The sequence below is a fragment of the Streptosporangium sp. OZ121 genome (assembly GCF_051918885.1).
Classification (GTDB): Bacteria; Actinomycetota; Actinomycetes; order Streptosporangiales; family Streptosporangiaceae; genus Streptosporangium.
Map to the genome: position 1 here is coordinate 337,147 of NZ_JBPXMC010000001.1, position 14,675 is coordinate 351,821.

The following is a 14,675-nucleotide window of genomic DNA, read 5'->3' on the forward strand; positions in this document are numbered from 1 at the left end:
TACGGTGGTTTCGTACGTTAAGATCAGAAACGTCCAGCTTTGCCGGGCTGGTTGATTCGCTGTTGGTGGTTGGTGTTGAGATGGCCGGACCTGTGGCGGGTCCGGCCATCGCCGCGTTCAGGCGCGGAGGACGGCGACGCTGTAGTGGTTGATCGCCTCGATCCAGACGCCGCCCGGCAGCTTGATCGGCGGGAACTCGTAGCCGCTCTCCCAGTCGGTGCCGCCATAGGGGACGTACTGCGGCCAGTTGTACGGGTCGCCTTCCCACGCGATGACTCGGCCGTCGACGTCGTCCCATCCCTCTTCCATCAGGACCGGGTCGGCTCCGAAAAGGTTCGCGATGGCGACACGGACCTGCTCGGCCTGGGCTTCAGTGACGGTCGCGGTTGCGGTGGTCATGCCGGTCACCGGCCCGTCTGGCAGGCGAACAGGGCGGCGCTCATCGTGCAGCCCTCATTGATGGCGTGGAGAATCGCCTCGACGGCCATCTCTCGGGGCCAGCCGATGACGCGGAGGAGCCGGATCAGCGCCTCGTGGGTGTGTCCGTACACGCCGTCGGTTTCGCGGCGCCCCGTCTGATTGGGCAAGCCGGGGATGTCGGAGGCGTTGGCGAGGCGCATCACGGCCAGCAGGTGCTCAGCCATCTTGAAGCCGTTGGGGACCTCGGGTGGCGCCCCGGCCGGCGGGGTGGCTTCGTCGGCATCGTCGTTCGCGTCGAACCAGTTGAGGACGGACGTGATGAACGTCGGCAGGTCTTCCTCGGTGATGTCGTCGAACGTGTCGGACTCGTCCGGGTAGGGCGAGCTGCCGGTGTTCACTGTGTGCATCTGGCAGAGGTTGTAGTAGGTGTGGCTGCCGAGGTCGTAGACGTTCGCCCTGTTGGCGTCGAGGGTCTCGTCGTTCCACACGCCGCTGGCGTTGGCGAACCAGACGATGGTGTCGAGGGCCTTGGTGGGGACGCCGTTCTTCGCTGCCTCCCGACATGCCTGGGCGGCGACGCGCATGGTGGGCAGGGTGTTCGCGTACATCTGGTGTCCTTAATGTGAACGGCCCCGCGAAGTGTTCGCGGGGCCGGTGATCGGTGGGGTGGAGCGGTCAGCGGTTAGAGGTAGCCGCCCTGTTCGAAGACGGCCGCCACGATCGGCTGGCCGGTGTCGAGGGCGTAGTTGATCGAGTAGCCAGCTTCGACCGGCTCCACCGACTGCGTGCCGAGCAGGGTGACGAGCGCTCGCTTGAGGTCTGCGTGGATCTCGGCGTATTCAGGCTGGGTGTCGTCGTCGAGCTCGGCGACGATGCGCAGGCTGGTCAGGAGCTGGTCGGCGAGGGCGATCGGCTCGACGCTGACCGCTGCCCAGCTGTCGATCATGGCGCCGCAGTCGACGGCGCTGCATTCGTAGTGGCCCAGCCAGTTCTCGTCAGGGTCGGTCGAGACGCCTTCGGGGGTGACCTCGCGGAATCCGGCGTACGAGGGGGTGTTGCCGCAGTAGCAGGTCAGGTCACTGTTGTCGTCGAGGACGACGAACTTCCGGCGTGTGCCGTTCACTTCCGGAATCCGGAGCGGAACGACGAAGTTGGGCGCGGTGGTCACTGCCGGTGCTCCTTAATGTGGTCGGCCCCCCGAACGATGTGTTCGGGGGGCCGGTGCTGGACTGCGTGGGAATCGGAACCGCTACCCACGAGCGAGGATGCCATAGGCGGTGGAGATCGCCGCTGCAATGACCTGGCTGCCCTGGTAGTGGCTCAGGTCGTCGTAGGTGCCGCCGTCCTCGTCGACGTAGTCGGAGGCGATGAAGCGTGCGACGGCACGGATGCGGTTGCTCACGTCCTGGAGTGCGCGGTTCCATTCGTCGGCGGTGACGGTCTTGCCGTTCATGAGGTGCGCGGTGGCGGACCACTCGATGGCCTCGATGGTGTGGAAGGCGCTGGCCTGGGCGTCCTGTGCGTCTTCGGCCACGTCGGCGGGGAGGGGGACGTGGAACTCGGCGGTGTCGAGTGTGGCGGTCACGTTGTTCTCCGGGGGTGTTTGTGCTGGTAGGAGGCTTTTCGATCTTGCGTGGTGCTGTTCTGATCATATCAGCTCACGAGAGCAATGCGTACCTTTAAGGAATCAGCTTGATCATTGCAGGTGAAGCGCTGAAACGGTCTCTAAGGAACGCGCGACGCGCACACGCGTATCACACCAGACGCACACTGAAACACGCTCACCGTGAAGCTCAGACGCGCACACGTGACGCACATGGAGAACGAAAACACGATCTGACGCGTCGGACGCGTCGGACGCGTCGGGCATCGCCAACCTGAAACGCCCGCCCGCTACCTCTGCAATACGACTCGATTTCAATGAGTGACTTTCTGGCTGATTCGCTCCTCGTCGGACGGCACCGACAGGTGGAATGGCGGTATGTCGGACAAGTGGGTGAAGCGGGCGCTGGTAGGCGTGGCTCTGGGGGCCGCAGCGGTACAGCTGATGCGATCCTCCTCTCAAGCACCTGCCCTCCCCGAACCAGAGCCCTCGGGCGTTGAGGAATCTCCGATGCCCAGCGAGCCCGAGCCGACCACGCCTCGGCCGGGGAAACGGTGGCTCTGGATCCTCGTAGTGATCGCCATCCTGTGTGCGTCTGCTGCTGCGGGGATGGTGGCGCTGAACGTGGCGGTGCCGGACTGGGTGCGTTGGGTCTGCTTCGGCATCGCGCTAACGGGAGTCGTCTCGCTGGTGCTCGCGCTTCTGCTCGGCCCTGGAGCGCGTCGACTGGCCGGGGAGCGACGCCCGCTGACTGAGGAAGATCGGCGCGAGCTGTCGGCGCACGAACGTGTTGAGGCAATCAACGCCGCCCGCCACACTCTGGTGCAAGCCGCAACTGGCCTGGTGGTGATCGGTGGTGTCGTATTCACCGCCCAAGGGCTCTGGTACACCGCCCAGAGCCTCGAAACCTCCCGCCAAGCTCAGAGCATCGCCGAGCAAGGGCAGATTACCGACCGCTACACCAAAGCCGTTGAACAGCTCGGCTCTGACAAGGACGATGTCCGCTTAGGTGGCATCTACGCGCTGGAGCGCCTGGCGAAGGACTCACCCCGAGACCACCAAACGATCTACGACGTGCTTACTGCTTTCGTCCGACAGCATGACCCCAAACCCACAGCCAAACTTTCAGAAAAACCCTCAACAGAAATCCAGGCGGCACTAACAGTCTTCGGCCGTAGAAAAAAGATTTACCAACCGGATACTTACCCCGCCCCTTCGTCCTATTTCAATTTAAGTGAGGCACGTATCAAAGGCGCCAAATTGTTTGAAGCGAACCTAGGCGGCGTGGACCTGAGCGATGCAAACCTGAGTGAAGCGTTCCTGTACAACGCGGATCTGAGTCGCGCGGGCTTGTACGGTGCGGACCTGCGTGGCGCGGGCCTGCGTGACGCGAACCTGAGCTCTGCAGGCTTGACCGGTGCGGACCTGCGTGGCGCGAACCTGCGTGACGCGAACCTGAGCTCTGCAGGCTTGTACGGTGCTGACCTGCGTGGCGCGGACCTGAGCGGCGCGGACCTGAGCGAAACGGACCTCGCCGCCGCGGACCTGCGTGGCACGGACCTGCGCGGGGCCTCCGGCATCTCAGAGAAAGAAGCGCGCGCAATCGCCAAGACGGATGCGAACACCTTCTTTGGCCCGAGGTCGCTTGAGTAGCTGCAGGCAGTTACCGACGGCGCCCGACACTTCGGCAGCTTTTCGAGCGGCCCGGCCGTCCGTTACGTATCGCGTACGGCCGGGCTTTCTCACCGATTGCTAGGCTCCTGCGGATTCCAGTTTCTCGAGCCGCTGGAAGCGGGGATGGGCCTGGTCGACTAGTTCGGGCATGGCCTTCGGAACGTCCGGGATCGTCACGACACGGCCCGCCGTGCCCGGTTGACCTGCGTGCCGATCTCCGCGCACGCCCCGCACTCCTGCCCGGACGGCAGCACATGGTCTTCGCAGGCCAGGTGCGGACAGTCGTAGCCGCGCCGGACCACGATCAGGGCAGCAGCGACAGGACGACGCACCTCACGACCGCGCCAGTGAGGCAGGCGGCGACGGACGCGGGCTTGCATGTCCGCGACGGTGCGGCCGGTGCTCATCTCGTCCTCGATGGCAGTCACGACCCGTTCGATCTCCGCAGCGGTCATGCGGGCCTGCCAGTCGAGCGGGAGCAGGGCCATGACGCTCGGCGCGCCCTTGGGCCTGGGCCCGGCCCGCCGAGGGGCTGCACGCACTCCCCCTTCGTTGATCTTCCTCTCGGCGTCAGCCGTACGCGCGTGCACGCGTACGGCGAGGTAGTCGCCTACGGCGAGAGGAGAAAGATCATCCTCTGAAGGTGTGTCCTTTGAGGGTGAATCCTCTGAAGGTGTCTCATATGGAGTCGACAGATCTGCAAGGGGTTGACTCGTCAAATCTGCGAGGGGGTGGGTAGACAGATCTGCGAGGGGTGCCTCCCCGGATTCGCAAGGGGTCGTCTCCTCGCGCTCTCCCCGTTCCGTGCCCCCCACCAGGTCTTTGTAGTAGATGACGCGCACATGCATCCACCGGCCCGAGGTACGCCGGACCACCGCCCACCCAGCCGTTTCCAGCTCGTGCAGGCGGCGGCGCGCGGTGTCGGCCGAACCGCTCTGCCACTCCCCCAGGCGGGCAACGGTCAGGTCGTGTCCTTGCACGTCGAGGCGGTCGACCAGGACGGCGTAGGTGCGCCAGGTGTCCGGCGACACCGACCCTTCGGGGCGGCTCGTTCCGGCGTGGACGAGGTCCAGCGTCCAGGCGGGCACCGCGGCGTAGGGTGCGCCGGTTTCGCGGGGCCGGCCGAGCACGCGGTGAAGCGTCGAGCGTTTGCGGCCACGCACTTCGCGGACGAGCCACGGCCTGCTGACCGTTGCGGCGAGGAGCTGAGTGCGGGCGCGGTCGAGTGTGCGTTCGGTGGTGCCGAGGTGCTCGGCACTCCATGAGCGTCGTGCGCGCGCAGGCTTCCGGCCGCCGAGGAGGTCGGGGGCTTCGAGGGTTTCGTACAGGCACCAGACGGCCACGGCGAGGCCGCTGTGGTCGGGGCTGTACAGGAGGGCGCGGGGGATCTGGAAATGGCTGCTTACCGCAGCACTGTGGCCCAGGGGAACGTCTAGCCAGCGCGCTGATCCGTCGATTTTCGGGCGCGAAAGGCTAGACGCTTGGCGAGATGATATTGTCGGCTCCAAGTAAGTTGAGGCATTTCCTACCGCTCGATCAGCTCGCACGGCGGCCAAACCTAAGAGCCGGTCGGCGGGTAGGTGAGGTTGTCTCCGGCGCTCCCCTACACGGGGGGCGCATTTTTGTTTTCGGGTGGCGGCTCCCCAGGTACCTGAGATGCCAGGCGGGACTCAGGTGAACACCCCGAAGCCCCTTGACGCATCTGACGTACATGACGCATTATCCACACCATATCGCGTCAGCTTTGGACATTCGAGGCGCGCCTTCAAGATCACTAAAGACGTCGAAGAGTTACGTAAGTAACACGCTGTGCATTCAGCAATGGATGCAGCCGGGACGGATCACCGACGCTACCCAGCGGCGAAACGACGCTAGTGACACCCCCTCAAGGAGAGCCAAATGGCACGGGTTAGAGACCTGTGGTTCGCCACCGTAGAAAACGTCGACGGCGAGCTGGAAAAGAAGAAAACCGCCAAACATCCCGACAACGGCGGCAGTCGCGAAGCCTGCCGATGGCAGGGTGTTTGGATCGGACCGGACGGCAAGGAAAAGACCGCAACACGGCGCATCAAGGAGGATGCCAGGAAATACGCTCGCAAGATGGAGGAGGATTTAGCTCGGGGCGAATATATCGAGGCGGCGGCAGGCAAGATTCTCTTCGGCACCTACGGCAAGCGCTGGATAACCTCACGGGCCGGAATCGACCCGTCAAGCGTAATTCGTTACGAATCGCACTACCGGCTCCACATAGAGCCGAAGTACGGAAAACGCCAAGTGGGTTCAATCAAACCGTCAGAGATTCAAAAGTTCCTCACTGAACTCTCCGGCCGTTTTGAAACGTCCACGGTCAGAGGCGTTCTTCTGGTCCTGCAAGGAATCTTCGACCTCGCCCTTGCAGACGAAAAGATCAAGAAAAATCCAGCCAAGTCAGGGATCATCAAGGTCTCTAAGAACACCGAAGAAAAGATCATCGCCTGGCCGGACGACGTGATCTGGTCAATTATTGACGTCCACCCCGAGCATCTCCGTGCCATGCCTGTTCTAGGCGCCGGATGCGGAATGCGCTCAGGCGAGTGGTTCGGGCTCGCACTAGAAGATATCGACTTCGACGAGAAAGTCATTCATGTACGGCGACAGGTTAAGAAGCTCGGAAGTAAGTTCGTCTTCGCCTTGCCGAAAAACGACAAAGAGCGAGTCGTCCCGATGCCAGAATGGGTTTCCCTATACCTGCATTCCCATATTGAGCGTTACAAGCCACGGCCGTACACGCTTCCCTGGGAGAAGCTGAGCGGGAAGCCTCGAACATACAACGTGCTGTTTCGATGGCTAACCGATGATCTTCATATCCGCCAGCGGAACTACGACGAGACGATCTGGAAGCCCGCACTGGTCAAGGTAGGGATCATCACCGAACTGGCGAAGGACGCGCGAGGACGACGCCGATACGTCACCAACAGGAAGCAGGGGACGCACCAGCTCAGGCATTATTACGCGAGTGTCACCCTCCCCGCCGGGGTCGGGATCAACGAGCTTGCCGAGTATCTTGGGCATTCCGACCCGGCGTTCACTCTCCGTGTTTATGCCCATATGCAAACAACCTCATATGAGCGGGCCCGCGAGGCGATCGACAAGCGCATGAGCCATCTTCGCCTCGCGAGTGGACAGAACTGAGACAGAACTGAGCCCTCGCCGAAAGATCATCAGTTGGTAGTTAAACCACCAAATGACCTTCGGCGTGATCGAGGTTTCAGCAGGTCAGAGGCCGGAGAGCCCCAGCTCCCGCGCGATCAGCATCCGCTGCACCTCGCTGGTGCCCTCGCCGATCTCCAGGATCTTGGCGTCGCGGTAGAAGCGGCCCACCGGGTACTCGTTCATGAACCCGTACCCGCCGAAGATCTGGGTGGCGTCGCGGGCGTTGTCCATGGCGGCGTCGCCGGCGACGAGCTTGGCGATGGCGGCCTCCTTCTTGAACGGCTCGCCGGCGAGCATCTTCTCGGCCGCGTGGTGGTAGGCCAGGCGGGCGCTGTGGGTGCGGACCTCCATGTCGGCGATCTTGAACTGGATGGCCTGGTAGTGGCCGATGGGGTGGCCGAACGCCCGGCGCTCGCGGACGTAGCGCAGCGACTCGTCCACGCAGCCCTGGGCCAGGCCGGTGGACAGGGCGGCGATGGCGACGCGGCCCTCGTCGAGGGTCTGCAGGAACTGCGCGTAGCCGCGCCCGCGCTCGCCGAGCAGGTTCCCCGCCGGGACTCGGCAGTCGTCGAAGGAGAGCTCGCGGGTGTCGGAGCAGTTCCAGCCCACCTTGGAGTACTTCTTCGACACGGTGAGGCCGGGGGTGCCGGACGGCACCAGGATGGTGGAGATCTCCTTCTTCCCCCCGGCCAGTTCGCCGGTGATCGCGGCCACGCCGATGACGCCGGTGATGTCGGTGCCGGAGTTGGTGATGAACGCCTTCGTACCGTTGATCACCCACTCGTCGCCGTCCAGCACGGCGGTGGTCCGCATGCCGCCGGGCACGTCGGAGCCGCCGCCGGGCTCGGTGAGCCCGAAGGCGCCGAGCATCTCGCCCGACGTCAGCCTGGGCAGCCACTCGGCGCGCTGCTCGGGCGTGCCGAACCGGTAGATCGGCATCGCGCCCAGCGACACCGCGGCCTCGACGGTGATCGACACGCTGGAGTCGACCCTGGCCAGCTCCTCCAGGGCCAGGCAGAGCGCGAAGTAGTCGCCGCCCATGCCGCCGTGCTCCTCGGGGATCGGCAGCCCGAACAGGCCCATCGCCCCCATCTGCCGCACGATGTCGTAGGGGAACTGCTCGCGCTCGTAGAGGTCCCCGATCACCGGGGCCACCACGTCGCGGGCGAACGCCTCGACGGTCTTGCGAAGCTCCTCGTACTCCTCGGTCAGCTTGGGCATGATCACTCCTCGGCGTTCTCTGCGGTGGTGCGGGACGGGTTCTCGCCCAGGGCCTGGACGACCCGCGACGGGCTGGGGCGGCCGAGCCGCGCGGCCAGCCAGGTGCTGGTCTCCACCAGCGAGGAGAGGTCCAGCCCGGTCTCGACGCCGAGGCCGTGCAGCATCCAGACCAGGTCCTCGGTGGCGAGGTTGCCGGTGGCGCTCTCGGCGTACGGGCAGCCGCCGATGCCACCGGTGGAGGCGTCGACGACGGTCACCCCCTCGCGCAGGGCGGTGAGGGTGTTGGCCAGGGCCTGGCCGTAGGTGTCGTGGAAGTGCACCGCGAGCCGGGAGGGGCCGCCGAAGGCCTCGATCAGCGCGGCGACGTGGCCGGGGGTGCCGACACCGATGGTGTCGCCGAGCGACAGCTCGAAGCAGCCCAGGTCGAGGAGCCTGCGCCCGACGGAGACGACCTGGGCGACGGGCGTCGGGCCCTCCCACGGGTCGCCGAAGCACATCGAGACGTACGCCCTGACCTTCAGGCCGTGGGCCAGCGCCCGCGCGACGACCGGCTCGAACATCTCGAACTGTGACTCCAGCGTCCGGTTGAGGTTCCTGCCGGCGAAGGTCTCGGTGGCGCTGGCGAAGATCGCGATCTCGTCGACGCCGTGTTCGAGGGCGCGGTCGAGGCCACGCTCGTTGGGGACGAGGACCGGGTAGCGCACGCCGGGAACCCGTTCCATGCCAGCCAGCAGCTCCGCGGCGTCGGCGAGCTGGGGCACCCACTTGGGGTGCACGAAGCTGGTGGCCTCGATCACGCGGTGTCCCGCGGCGGCCAGCCGGGCGATGAACTCGGCCTTGACCTCGACGGGAACGACCGCGGCCTCGTTCTGCAGCCCGTCGCGCGGCCCGACCTCGTAGATCGTGACCCGCTCGGGCAGCCCCGCCGCCCGGACCCGCTGCGGCTCGCGCATCATGCCCTCCTCACCGGTTCGCGCCGCACGGCCGGACCCTCACCGGTTCGCGCCGCACGGCCGGACGGGCCGCCGGTGTCGCGACCTCGGCGACCCATCCGGCCGTGACCTCTCCGTCGCCGTGCCTCACGGCCCACCTGACCGCCCGCGTCGCGACCTCCCCGCGTTCCCGTACGGCCTCCGCGACCGGCGCGGAGGCCGTCACGGCTCCTCCTCGCGGACCACGGCCAGCACGGCGTCCATGGCGACCGCCTGGCCGGCCCGGACCCGCAGCTCGGCGACGATCCCGCCGATCGGCGCGGTCACGGTGTGCTCCATCTTCATCGCCTCCACGATGAGCAGCGGCTGCCCCTCGGCGACCCGCTCCCGGAGGCCCGCCTTCACCACGAGGACGGTGCCCGGCATCGGGCTGCGGACCTGCCCGTCCCCCGGGCCGCCCGCGCCGGTCCGGTCGCCGGGGTCGCCCAGGTGGCGGCGGGTGAGAGCCCAGGCGTCTCCGTCGCGGCCGAGCCAGATCGTGTCGCCGCCGTCGCCGTCCCTGGCGACGGCGTAGCGCCTCGCGGTCTCGCCGAGGGTGACGAGCAGGTCGTCGCCCTCGGCGCCCTCCTCGGCCAGCCGCGCCCGCACGACGCCGGCTTCGGGCAGGCGGATCTCGGCTCCCGAGGCGGGCAGGCCGCGGACCCTGAGCTCGCGGACGCCATCACGGGTCTCCAGCCGGTAGACGGTCCAGGCCGCCTCGCCCAGCCGCCAGCCGTCGGGGACGTCCCACGGGTCGGCGGGCCTGCCGGTGGACACGGCGGGCACGTGCTCGCGGTGCAGGACCAGGGCGGCGGCGGCCAGGACGTCGTCGGGGACGGAGGGAACGCCGTCGCGGGGGACCAGCTCGCCGAGGTGGCGCTCCACGAGGCCGGTGTCAAGGTCCCCGGCGACCACGGCGGGGTGGCCGATCAGTGCCCGCAGGAAGGCGATGTTGGTGGGCACCCCGAGCACGGCCGTGGCCGCGAGCGCGCCGTCGAGCCGCCGCAGGGCGGCCGCCCTGTCGGGCCCCCAGGCGATGACCTTCGACAGCATCGGGTCGTAGTCGCTGCCGACCAGGCCGCCGGCCATCAGACCGGAGTCGACCCGCACTCCCGGCGGCTCGCGCAGCGCGAGGACCCGGCCGCCGGTCGGCAGGAAGCCCCGGGAGGGGTCCTCGGCGTAGACGCGGGCCTCGACGGCGTGGCCGTCGAGGCGCACCTCGTCCTGGGTGAGCGGGAGGGGCTCGCCGGCGGCGACCCTGAGCTGGAGCTCGACCAGGTCCAGGCCGGTGACCAGCTCGGTGACGGGGTGCTCGACCTGCAGGCGGGTGTTCATCTCCATGAAGTAGTAGTCGCCGGTCGCGCCCTGGACGATGAACTCGACCGTCCCGGCGCCGGTGTAGCCGACGGACCTGGCGGCCTCGACCGCCGCAGCGCCCATGGCGGCCCTGGTCGCGGCGTCGAGGAGCGGGGACGGCGCCTCCTCGACGATCTTCTGGTGCCGCCGCTGCAGGCTGCACTCGCGCTCGCCCAGGTGGATGACGCCGCCGTACGCGTCGGCCATCACCTGGATCTCGATGTGCCGGGGGTTCTCCACGAACCGCTCGATCAGCAGGGTCGCGTCGCCGAACGCGGCGGCGGCCGTGCGCCGTGCGGAGGCGAGCGCCTCCGGCAGCTCCGCCGCGGAGCGCACGAGCACCATGCCCTTGCCCCCGCCGCCCGCCGAGGGCTTGATCAGCGCGGGGAAGCCGACCCGTACGGCCGCCTCGGTCAGGTCGTCGCCGGGTTCGGCGCCGCCGGGGACGACGGGGACGCCGGCCGCGGAGACGGTGGCCTTGGCCCGGATCTTGTCGCCCATCGCCTCCACGGCCTCCGGCGGCGGGCCGACGAAGACGAGCCCGGCCTCCGCGCAGCTCCGGGCGAAGGCCGCGTTCTCGGCGAGGAAGCCGTATCCGGGGTGCACCGCCTGGGCGCCGGTCGCCGCCGCGGCGGCGAGGATGCCGTCGATGTCGAGGTAACCGCCGGGAAGCCGCACCGCGACGTCGGCCTCGCGGACGTGCCGTGCCCCGGTGTCGGCGTCGCTGTGGACGGCGACGGAGCGGATGCCCAGCCTCCTGAGGGTGCGGGTGATCCGCAGGGCGATCTCGCCGCGGTTGGCGACGAGGACGGTGTCGAACATCCGGCCCCCGCGGGGTGGCGGCGCGTGGGTCGGGGAAACCGAGGAGGTGGAGTGGGTCATGGGTGCGGTCACATCCGGAAGACGCCGTAGCCGACGGGTTCGAGGGGGGCGTTGGCCGAGGCGGACAGGGCCAGGCCCAGGACGGTACGGGTGTCGAGGGGGTCGATGACCCCGTCGTCCCAGAGGCGGGCGGTGGAGTAGTAGGGGTTGCCCTGCTCCTCGTACTGCGCGCGGATGGCGTCGGGATCGGCGTCGCCCACCGTGGACAGGACGTTGGCGGCCTGCTCGCCGCCCATCACCGAGATGCGCGCGTTCGGCCACATCCACAGGAACCGGGGCGAGTAGGCGCGCCCGGCCATCGCGTAGTTGCCTGCCCCGAACGAGCCGCCGACGACCACGGTGAACTTGGGCACCCGGGCGCAGGCGACGGCGGTGACCATCTTCGCGCCGTGCTTGGCGATGCCGCCCGCCTCGTACGCCCTGCCGACCATGAACCCGCTGATGTTCTGCAGGAACACCAGCGGGATGTTGCGCCGGTCGCACAGCTCGATGAAGTGGGCGCCCTTGAGCGCCGACTCGCCGAACAGGATGCCGTTGTTGGCGATGATCCCGACGGGGTGGCCGTGGATGTGGGCGAACCCGGTGACGAGCGTGGCGCCGTACTCGGCCTTGAACTCGCCGAACCTGCTGCCGTCGACGATCCGGGCGATGATCTCACGGACGTCGTACGGGGTGCGGGTGTCGGCGGGGACGATGCCGTACAGGTCGCGGGGGTCGTGCGCGGGCTCCTCGGAGGGCGCGCGCTCCCAGGGGGAGGGCGTGCGCGGCGCGAGGGTGGAGACGATGTCGCGGACGATCCGCAGCGCGTGGCGGTCGTCGTCGGCGAGGTGGTCGGTGACGCCGCTGACGCGGGCGTGCAGGTCGCCGCCGCCCAGTTCCTCGGCGCTGACCTCCTCGCCGGTGGCGGCCTTCACCAGCGGCGGGCCACCGAGGAAGATCGTGCCCTGGTTGCGGACGATCACCGCCTCGTCGCTCATCGCCGGGACGTACGCGCCGCCCGCCGTGCAGGAGCCGAGGACCGCGGCGATCTGCGGGATGCCGCGCGCCGACATGGTGGCCTGGTTGTAGAAGATCCGGCCGAAGTGCTCGCGGTCGGGGAAGACCTCGTCCTGCCTGGGCAGGAACGCGCCCCCCGAGTCGACGAGGTAGACGCACGGCAGGTTGTTGTGGAGGGCGACCTCCTGGGCCCGCAGGTGCTTCTTGACGGTGATCGGGTAGTAGGTGCCGCCCTTGACGGTGGCGTCGTTGGCGACGACGACGCACTCGCGCCCGGAGACGCGGCCCACCCCGGTGATGATCCCGGCGGCGGGGGCCGCGTCGCCGTACATCCCTCCCGCGGCCAGCTGGGAGAGCTCCAGGAAGCGCGAGCCCGGGTCGAGCAGGGAGTCGACGCGGTCGCGGGGCAGCAGCTTGCCCCGGGAGACGTGCCGGGCGCGCGACCTCTCCGGGCCGCCCAGGCCCGCCGCGGCGACGCGTTCCCGGAGGTCGGCGACGAGGCGCTCGTTGACCTCGGCGTTGCGCTTGAACTCCTCGCCGCCCGGGTCGCAGGCGCTTCGCAGCACCGGCCAGCCACTCATCCGAGCCTCCCCGTCCGGCCTGCCCGGCCTGTCTGATCCGCCCGGCTTCGCCGCCGCTGGGTCACCGGTCATCAACTCCATCGCAGATGTTAGTCATTATTAACGTTACCGTCTACCATGCGAGGGGTGACGACTGCTCAGCCTTCCACCCGCAACCGCGGCTCACGACGCGCGGAGATCCTGGACGCCGCGGCGGAGCTGTTCGCCGCGCGCGGCTTCCACGGCGTCTCGATCGAGGACATCGGCAGCGCGGTCGGCACCTCGGGCCCGGCCCTCTACCGGCACTTCAGCGGCAAGGAGGCCCTGCTCGCGGAGATGCTGCTGGACGTCAGCGAGCGCCTGCACACCTCGGGCGCGCGCCGCGTGACCGAGGCCCCCGACGCGGAGCAGGCGCTGGACGCCCTGCTCGGCTGCCAGATCGAGTTCGCGCTCAGCCATCCGGCGCTGATCACCGTGCACGACAGGGAGCTGGGCAACGTCCCCGAGCCCGCCCGGCGGCGGATCCGCCGGCTCCAGCGGCTGTACGTCGAGGAGTGGGTCACCGTGCTGAGCGAGCTCTACCCGGGACGCCCGCAGGCCGGGCTGCGCGCCGCGACCCACGCCGTCTTCGGGCTGCTCAACTCCACCCCGCACAGCGCGGGCGAGCTGCCGCCCGCGGCGATGGCCGAGCTGCTGCGCGGCATGGCCCGTGCGGCGCTGGCCGCCGCCCAGGGTTAGGAAGCGTTAACTCCTGACGAGGCGTTCCCATCGCGGGGACGGGTGCCACGCCTGCGAGGGGGTCACCACGACCGTGCACGGCGCCTCGCGCAGCATCACCTGGCAGACCGGGCCGATGGCGGGATCCAGCGGGTCGTCCCGCTCCCGGTCGGCGACCACCAGCAGGTCCGAACGGTCGGCCGCGTGGCGGAGCACCTCGACGTGGGAGCGGGTCTCGATCAGGCTCTCCACCTCGACGGTGGGGTACTTCTCCTCCCACACCGCGACGTCGGTGTTGAAGCGGACGGCCGCCTGCCTGGTGTCGTGGGCGTTCTCGGGGCAGAGGCAGATGATCAGTAGCGCCGCCCTGCGCAGCCTCGCCTCCTCGAAGGCGATGCCCAGCTCCGGCGAGTCGAGGCCGGAGTCCTCCACCGCGATCGCCACGCGGCCGGCGCGCGGGTGGCCGGACCGCCTGACGACGGCCACCGGGCAGTGGGCGTGCGCGGCGACCTCGACGGTCGAGCCTATCCTCAGCTCGTCGGGATTGCCGGCGCCACGCGGGCCGATCGCGATCAGTTCAGCGGCGCCCGACAGGCCCACCAGGGCCGCGGCCGGTGTCCCCTCCACCAGCTGCCCGCGCACCCTCACCTTGGGCGCCAGCTCGCGCACCATCGTCAGCCCGCTGTCGAGGACGCGCCTGCCCATGCGGCGTACGACCTCGGTGGTCTCGGGGGCGAGGGAGAGCCTGGGGTAGGGCCACTGCCAGGCGTGGCAGACGAGCAGCGGGAGAAATCTCAGGCGGGCCTCCTCGACGGCCCACCGCAGGGCCAGCCGGCTCTCCGCCGAACCGTCGAATCCGGCGACCACCGGCCGCCCGTCGTCCTGTACCGGCATCACGGCTCCTCTCCCCCGTCACTCCTTTCCATCCTTCTCCGATCCGCCTGCCGGGAAGGGTGTGCTTTTCCAAGACTCTTCGCGTTTTGCGGTCCGTATCGGCAAAGACGCCTTCTCCCGCCCGAGGGGCGGCGGGAGGGCGCTCGTAAGCGGGAGGGCGCTCATAACCGGTCAGGGCCGGAACACGTG

General features: G+C 68.4%; 14 protein-coding genes. 3 read left to right on the forward strand and 11 right to left on the reverse strand.

Translation table 11 applies throughout. The annotated features are described in order from the left end of the window. Window positions 1-117: 117 nt before the first annotated feature. From ACTOQ1_RS01775 to ACTOQ1_RS01790, 4 genes are all read right to left on the reverse strand, one after another. Window positions 118-399 (reverse strand): hypothetical protein, encoded by a 282-nt coding sequence (locus ACTOQ1_RS01775; RefSeq protein WP_440063911.1) that lies wholly within the window; start codon window positions 397-399, stop codon window positions 118-120. Window positions 400-404: 5 nt separating this feature from the next. Beyond that, window positions 405-1,028, reverse strand: coding sequence for a hypothetical protein (locus ACTOQ1_RS01780; protein WP_440063912.1), 624 nt, complete (start codon window positions 1,026-1,028; stop codon window positions 405-407). 74 nt (window positions 1,029-1,102) lie between these two features. Beyond that, a complete protein-coding gene (locus tag ACTOQ1_RS01785) occupies window positions 1,103-1,588 on the reverse strand; it encodes a hypothetical protein (protein ID WP_440063914.1) in 486 nt (161 codons plus the stop codon). Window positions 1,589-1,669: 81 nt separating this feature from the next. Continuing rightward, complete coding sequence (locus tag ACTOQ1_RS01790; RefSeq protein ID WP_440063916.1) at window positions 1,670-2,005, reverse strand: hypothetical protein; 336 nt, start codon at window positions 2,003-2,005, stop codon at window positions 1,670-1,672. 591 nt (window positions 2,006-2,596) lie between these two features. On the opposite strand from ACTOQ1_RS01790, the gene ACTOQ1_RS01795 reads away from it, so the two are divergent. Next, on the forward strand, window positions 2,597-3,676 hold the full coding sequence (locus ACTOQ1_RS01795; protein WP_440063917.1) for a pentapeptide repeat-containing protein: 1,080 nt from the start codon (window positions 2,597-2,599) through the stop codon (window positions 3,674-3,676). 194 nt (window positions 3,677-3,870) lie between these two features. Here the strand turns inward: ACTOQ1_RS01795 and ACTOQ1_RS01800 are convergent, their stop codons facing one another. Beyond that, a complete protein-coding gene (locus ACTOQ1_RS01800) occupies window positions 3,871-5,040 on the reverse strand; it encodes a hypothetical protein (protein ID WP_440063918.1) in 1,170 nt (389 codons plus the stop codon). A gap of 556 nt (window positions 5,041-5,596) precedes the next feature. On the opposite strand from ACTOQ1_RS01800, the gene ACTOQ1_RS01805 reads away from it, so the two are divergent. Continuing rightward, window positions 5,597-6,868 carry a tyrosine-type recombinase/integrase gene (locus ACTOQ1_RS01805; protein ID WP_440063919.1) on the forward strand — a complete coding sequence of 424 codons (1,272 nt, stop codon included), beginning with the start codon at window positions 5,597-5,599 and terminating at the stop codon, window positions 6,866-6,868. A gap of 84 nt (window positions 6,869-6,952) precedes the next feature. Here the strand turns inward: ACTOQ1_RS01805 and ACTOQ1_RS01810 are convergent, their stop codons facing one another. The 5 genes from ACTOQ1_RS01810 to ACTOQ1_RS01830 form a co-directional block, all read right to left on the reverse strand. Further along, the gene (locus tag ACTOQ1_RS01810; RefSeq protein ID WP_440063920.1) at window positions 6,953-8,110 is read right to left on the reverse strand and encodes an acyl-CoA dehydrogenase family protein; all 1,158 of its coding nucleotides are present in this window, start codon (window positions 8,108-8,110) and stop codon (window positions 6,953-6,955) included. Between the two features lie 2 nt (window positions 8,111-8,112). After that, on the reverse strand, window positions 8,113-9,066 hold the full coding sequence (locus ACTOQ1_RS01815) for a hydroxymethylglutaryl-CoA lyase (protein ID WP_440063921.1): 954 nt from the start codon (window positions 9,064-9,066) through the stop codon (window positions 8,113-8,115). 7 nt (window positions 9,067-9,073) lie between these two features. Continuing rightward, a complete protein-coding gene (locus tag ACTOQ1_RS01820) occupies window positions 9,074-9,268 on the reverse strand; it encodes a hypothetical protein (protein ID WP_440063922.1) in 195 nt (64 codons plus the stop codon). Further along, window positions 9,265-11,259 (reverse strand): acetyl/propionyl/methylcrotonyl-CoA carboxylase subunit alpha, encoded by a 1,995-nt coding sequence (locus tag ACTOQ1_RS01825; protein ID WP_440063924.1) that lies wholly within the window; start codon window positions 11,257-11,259, stop codon window positions 9,265-9,267. The genes ACTOQ1_RS01820 and ACTOQ1_RS01825 overlap by 4 nt, the downstream gene beginning before the upstream one ends. Window positions 11,260-11,327: 68 nt before the next feature. Beyond that, on the reverse strand, window positions 11,328-12,896 hold the full coding sequence (locus tag ACTOQ1_RS01830) for a carboxyl transferase domain-containing protein (RefSeq protein ID WP_440063925.1): 1,569 nt from the start codon (window positions 12,894-12,896) through the stop codon (window positions 11,328-11,330). 117 nt (window positions 12,897-13,013) lie between these two features. On the opposite strand from ACTOQ1_RS01830, the gene ACTOQ1_RS01835 reads away from it, so the two are divergent. Next, complete coding sequence (locus ACTOQ1_RS01835) at window positions 13,014-13,613, forward strand: SACE_7040 family transcriptional regulator (RefSeq protein ID WP_440063926.1); 600 nt, start codon at window positions 13,014-13,016, stop codon at window positions 13,611-13,613. Between the two features lie 6 nt (window positions 13,614-13,619). Here ACTOQ1_RS01835 and ACTOQ1_RS01840 read toward each other — a convergent pair whose 3' ends face one another. Next, the gene (locus ACTOQ1_RS01840) at window positions 13,620-14,486 is read right to left on the reverse strand and encodes a universal stress protein (RefSeq protein ID WP_440063927.1); all 867 of its coding nucleotides are present in this window, start codon (window positions 14,484-14,486) and stop codon (window positions 13,620-13,622) included. Window positions 14,487-14,675: the final 189 nt, after the last annotated feature.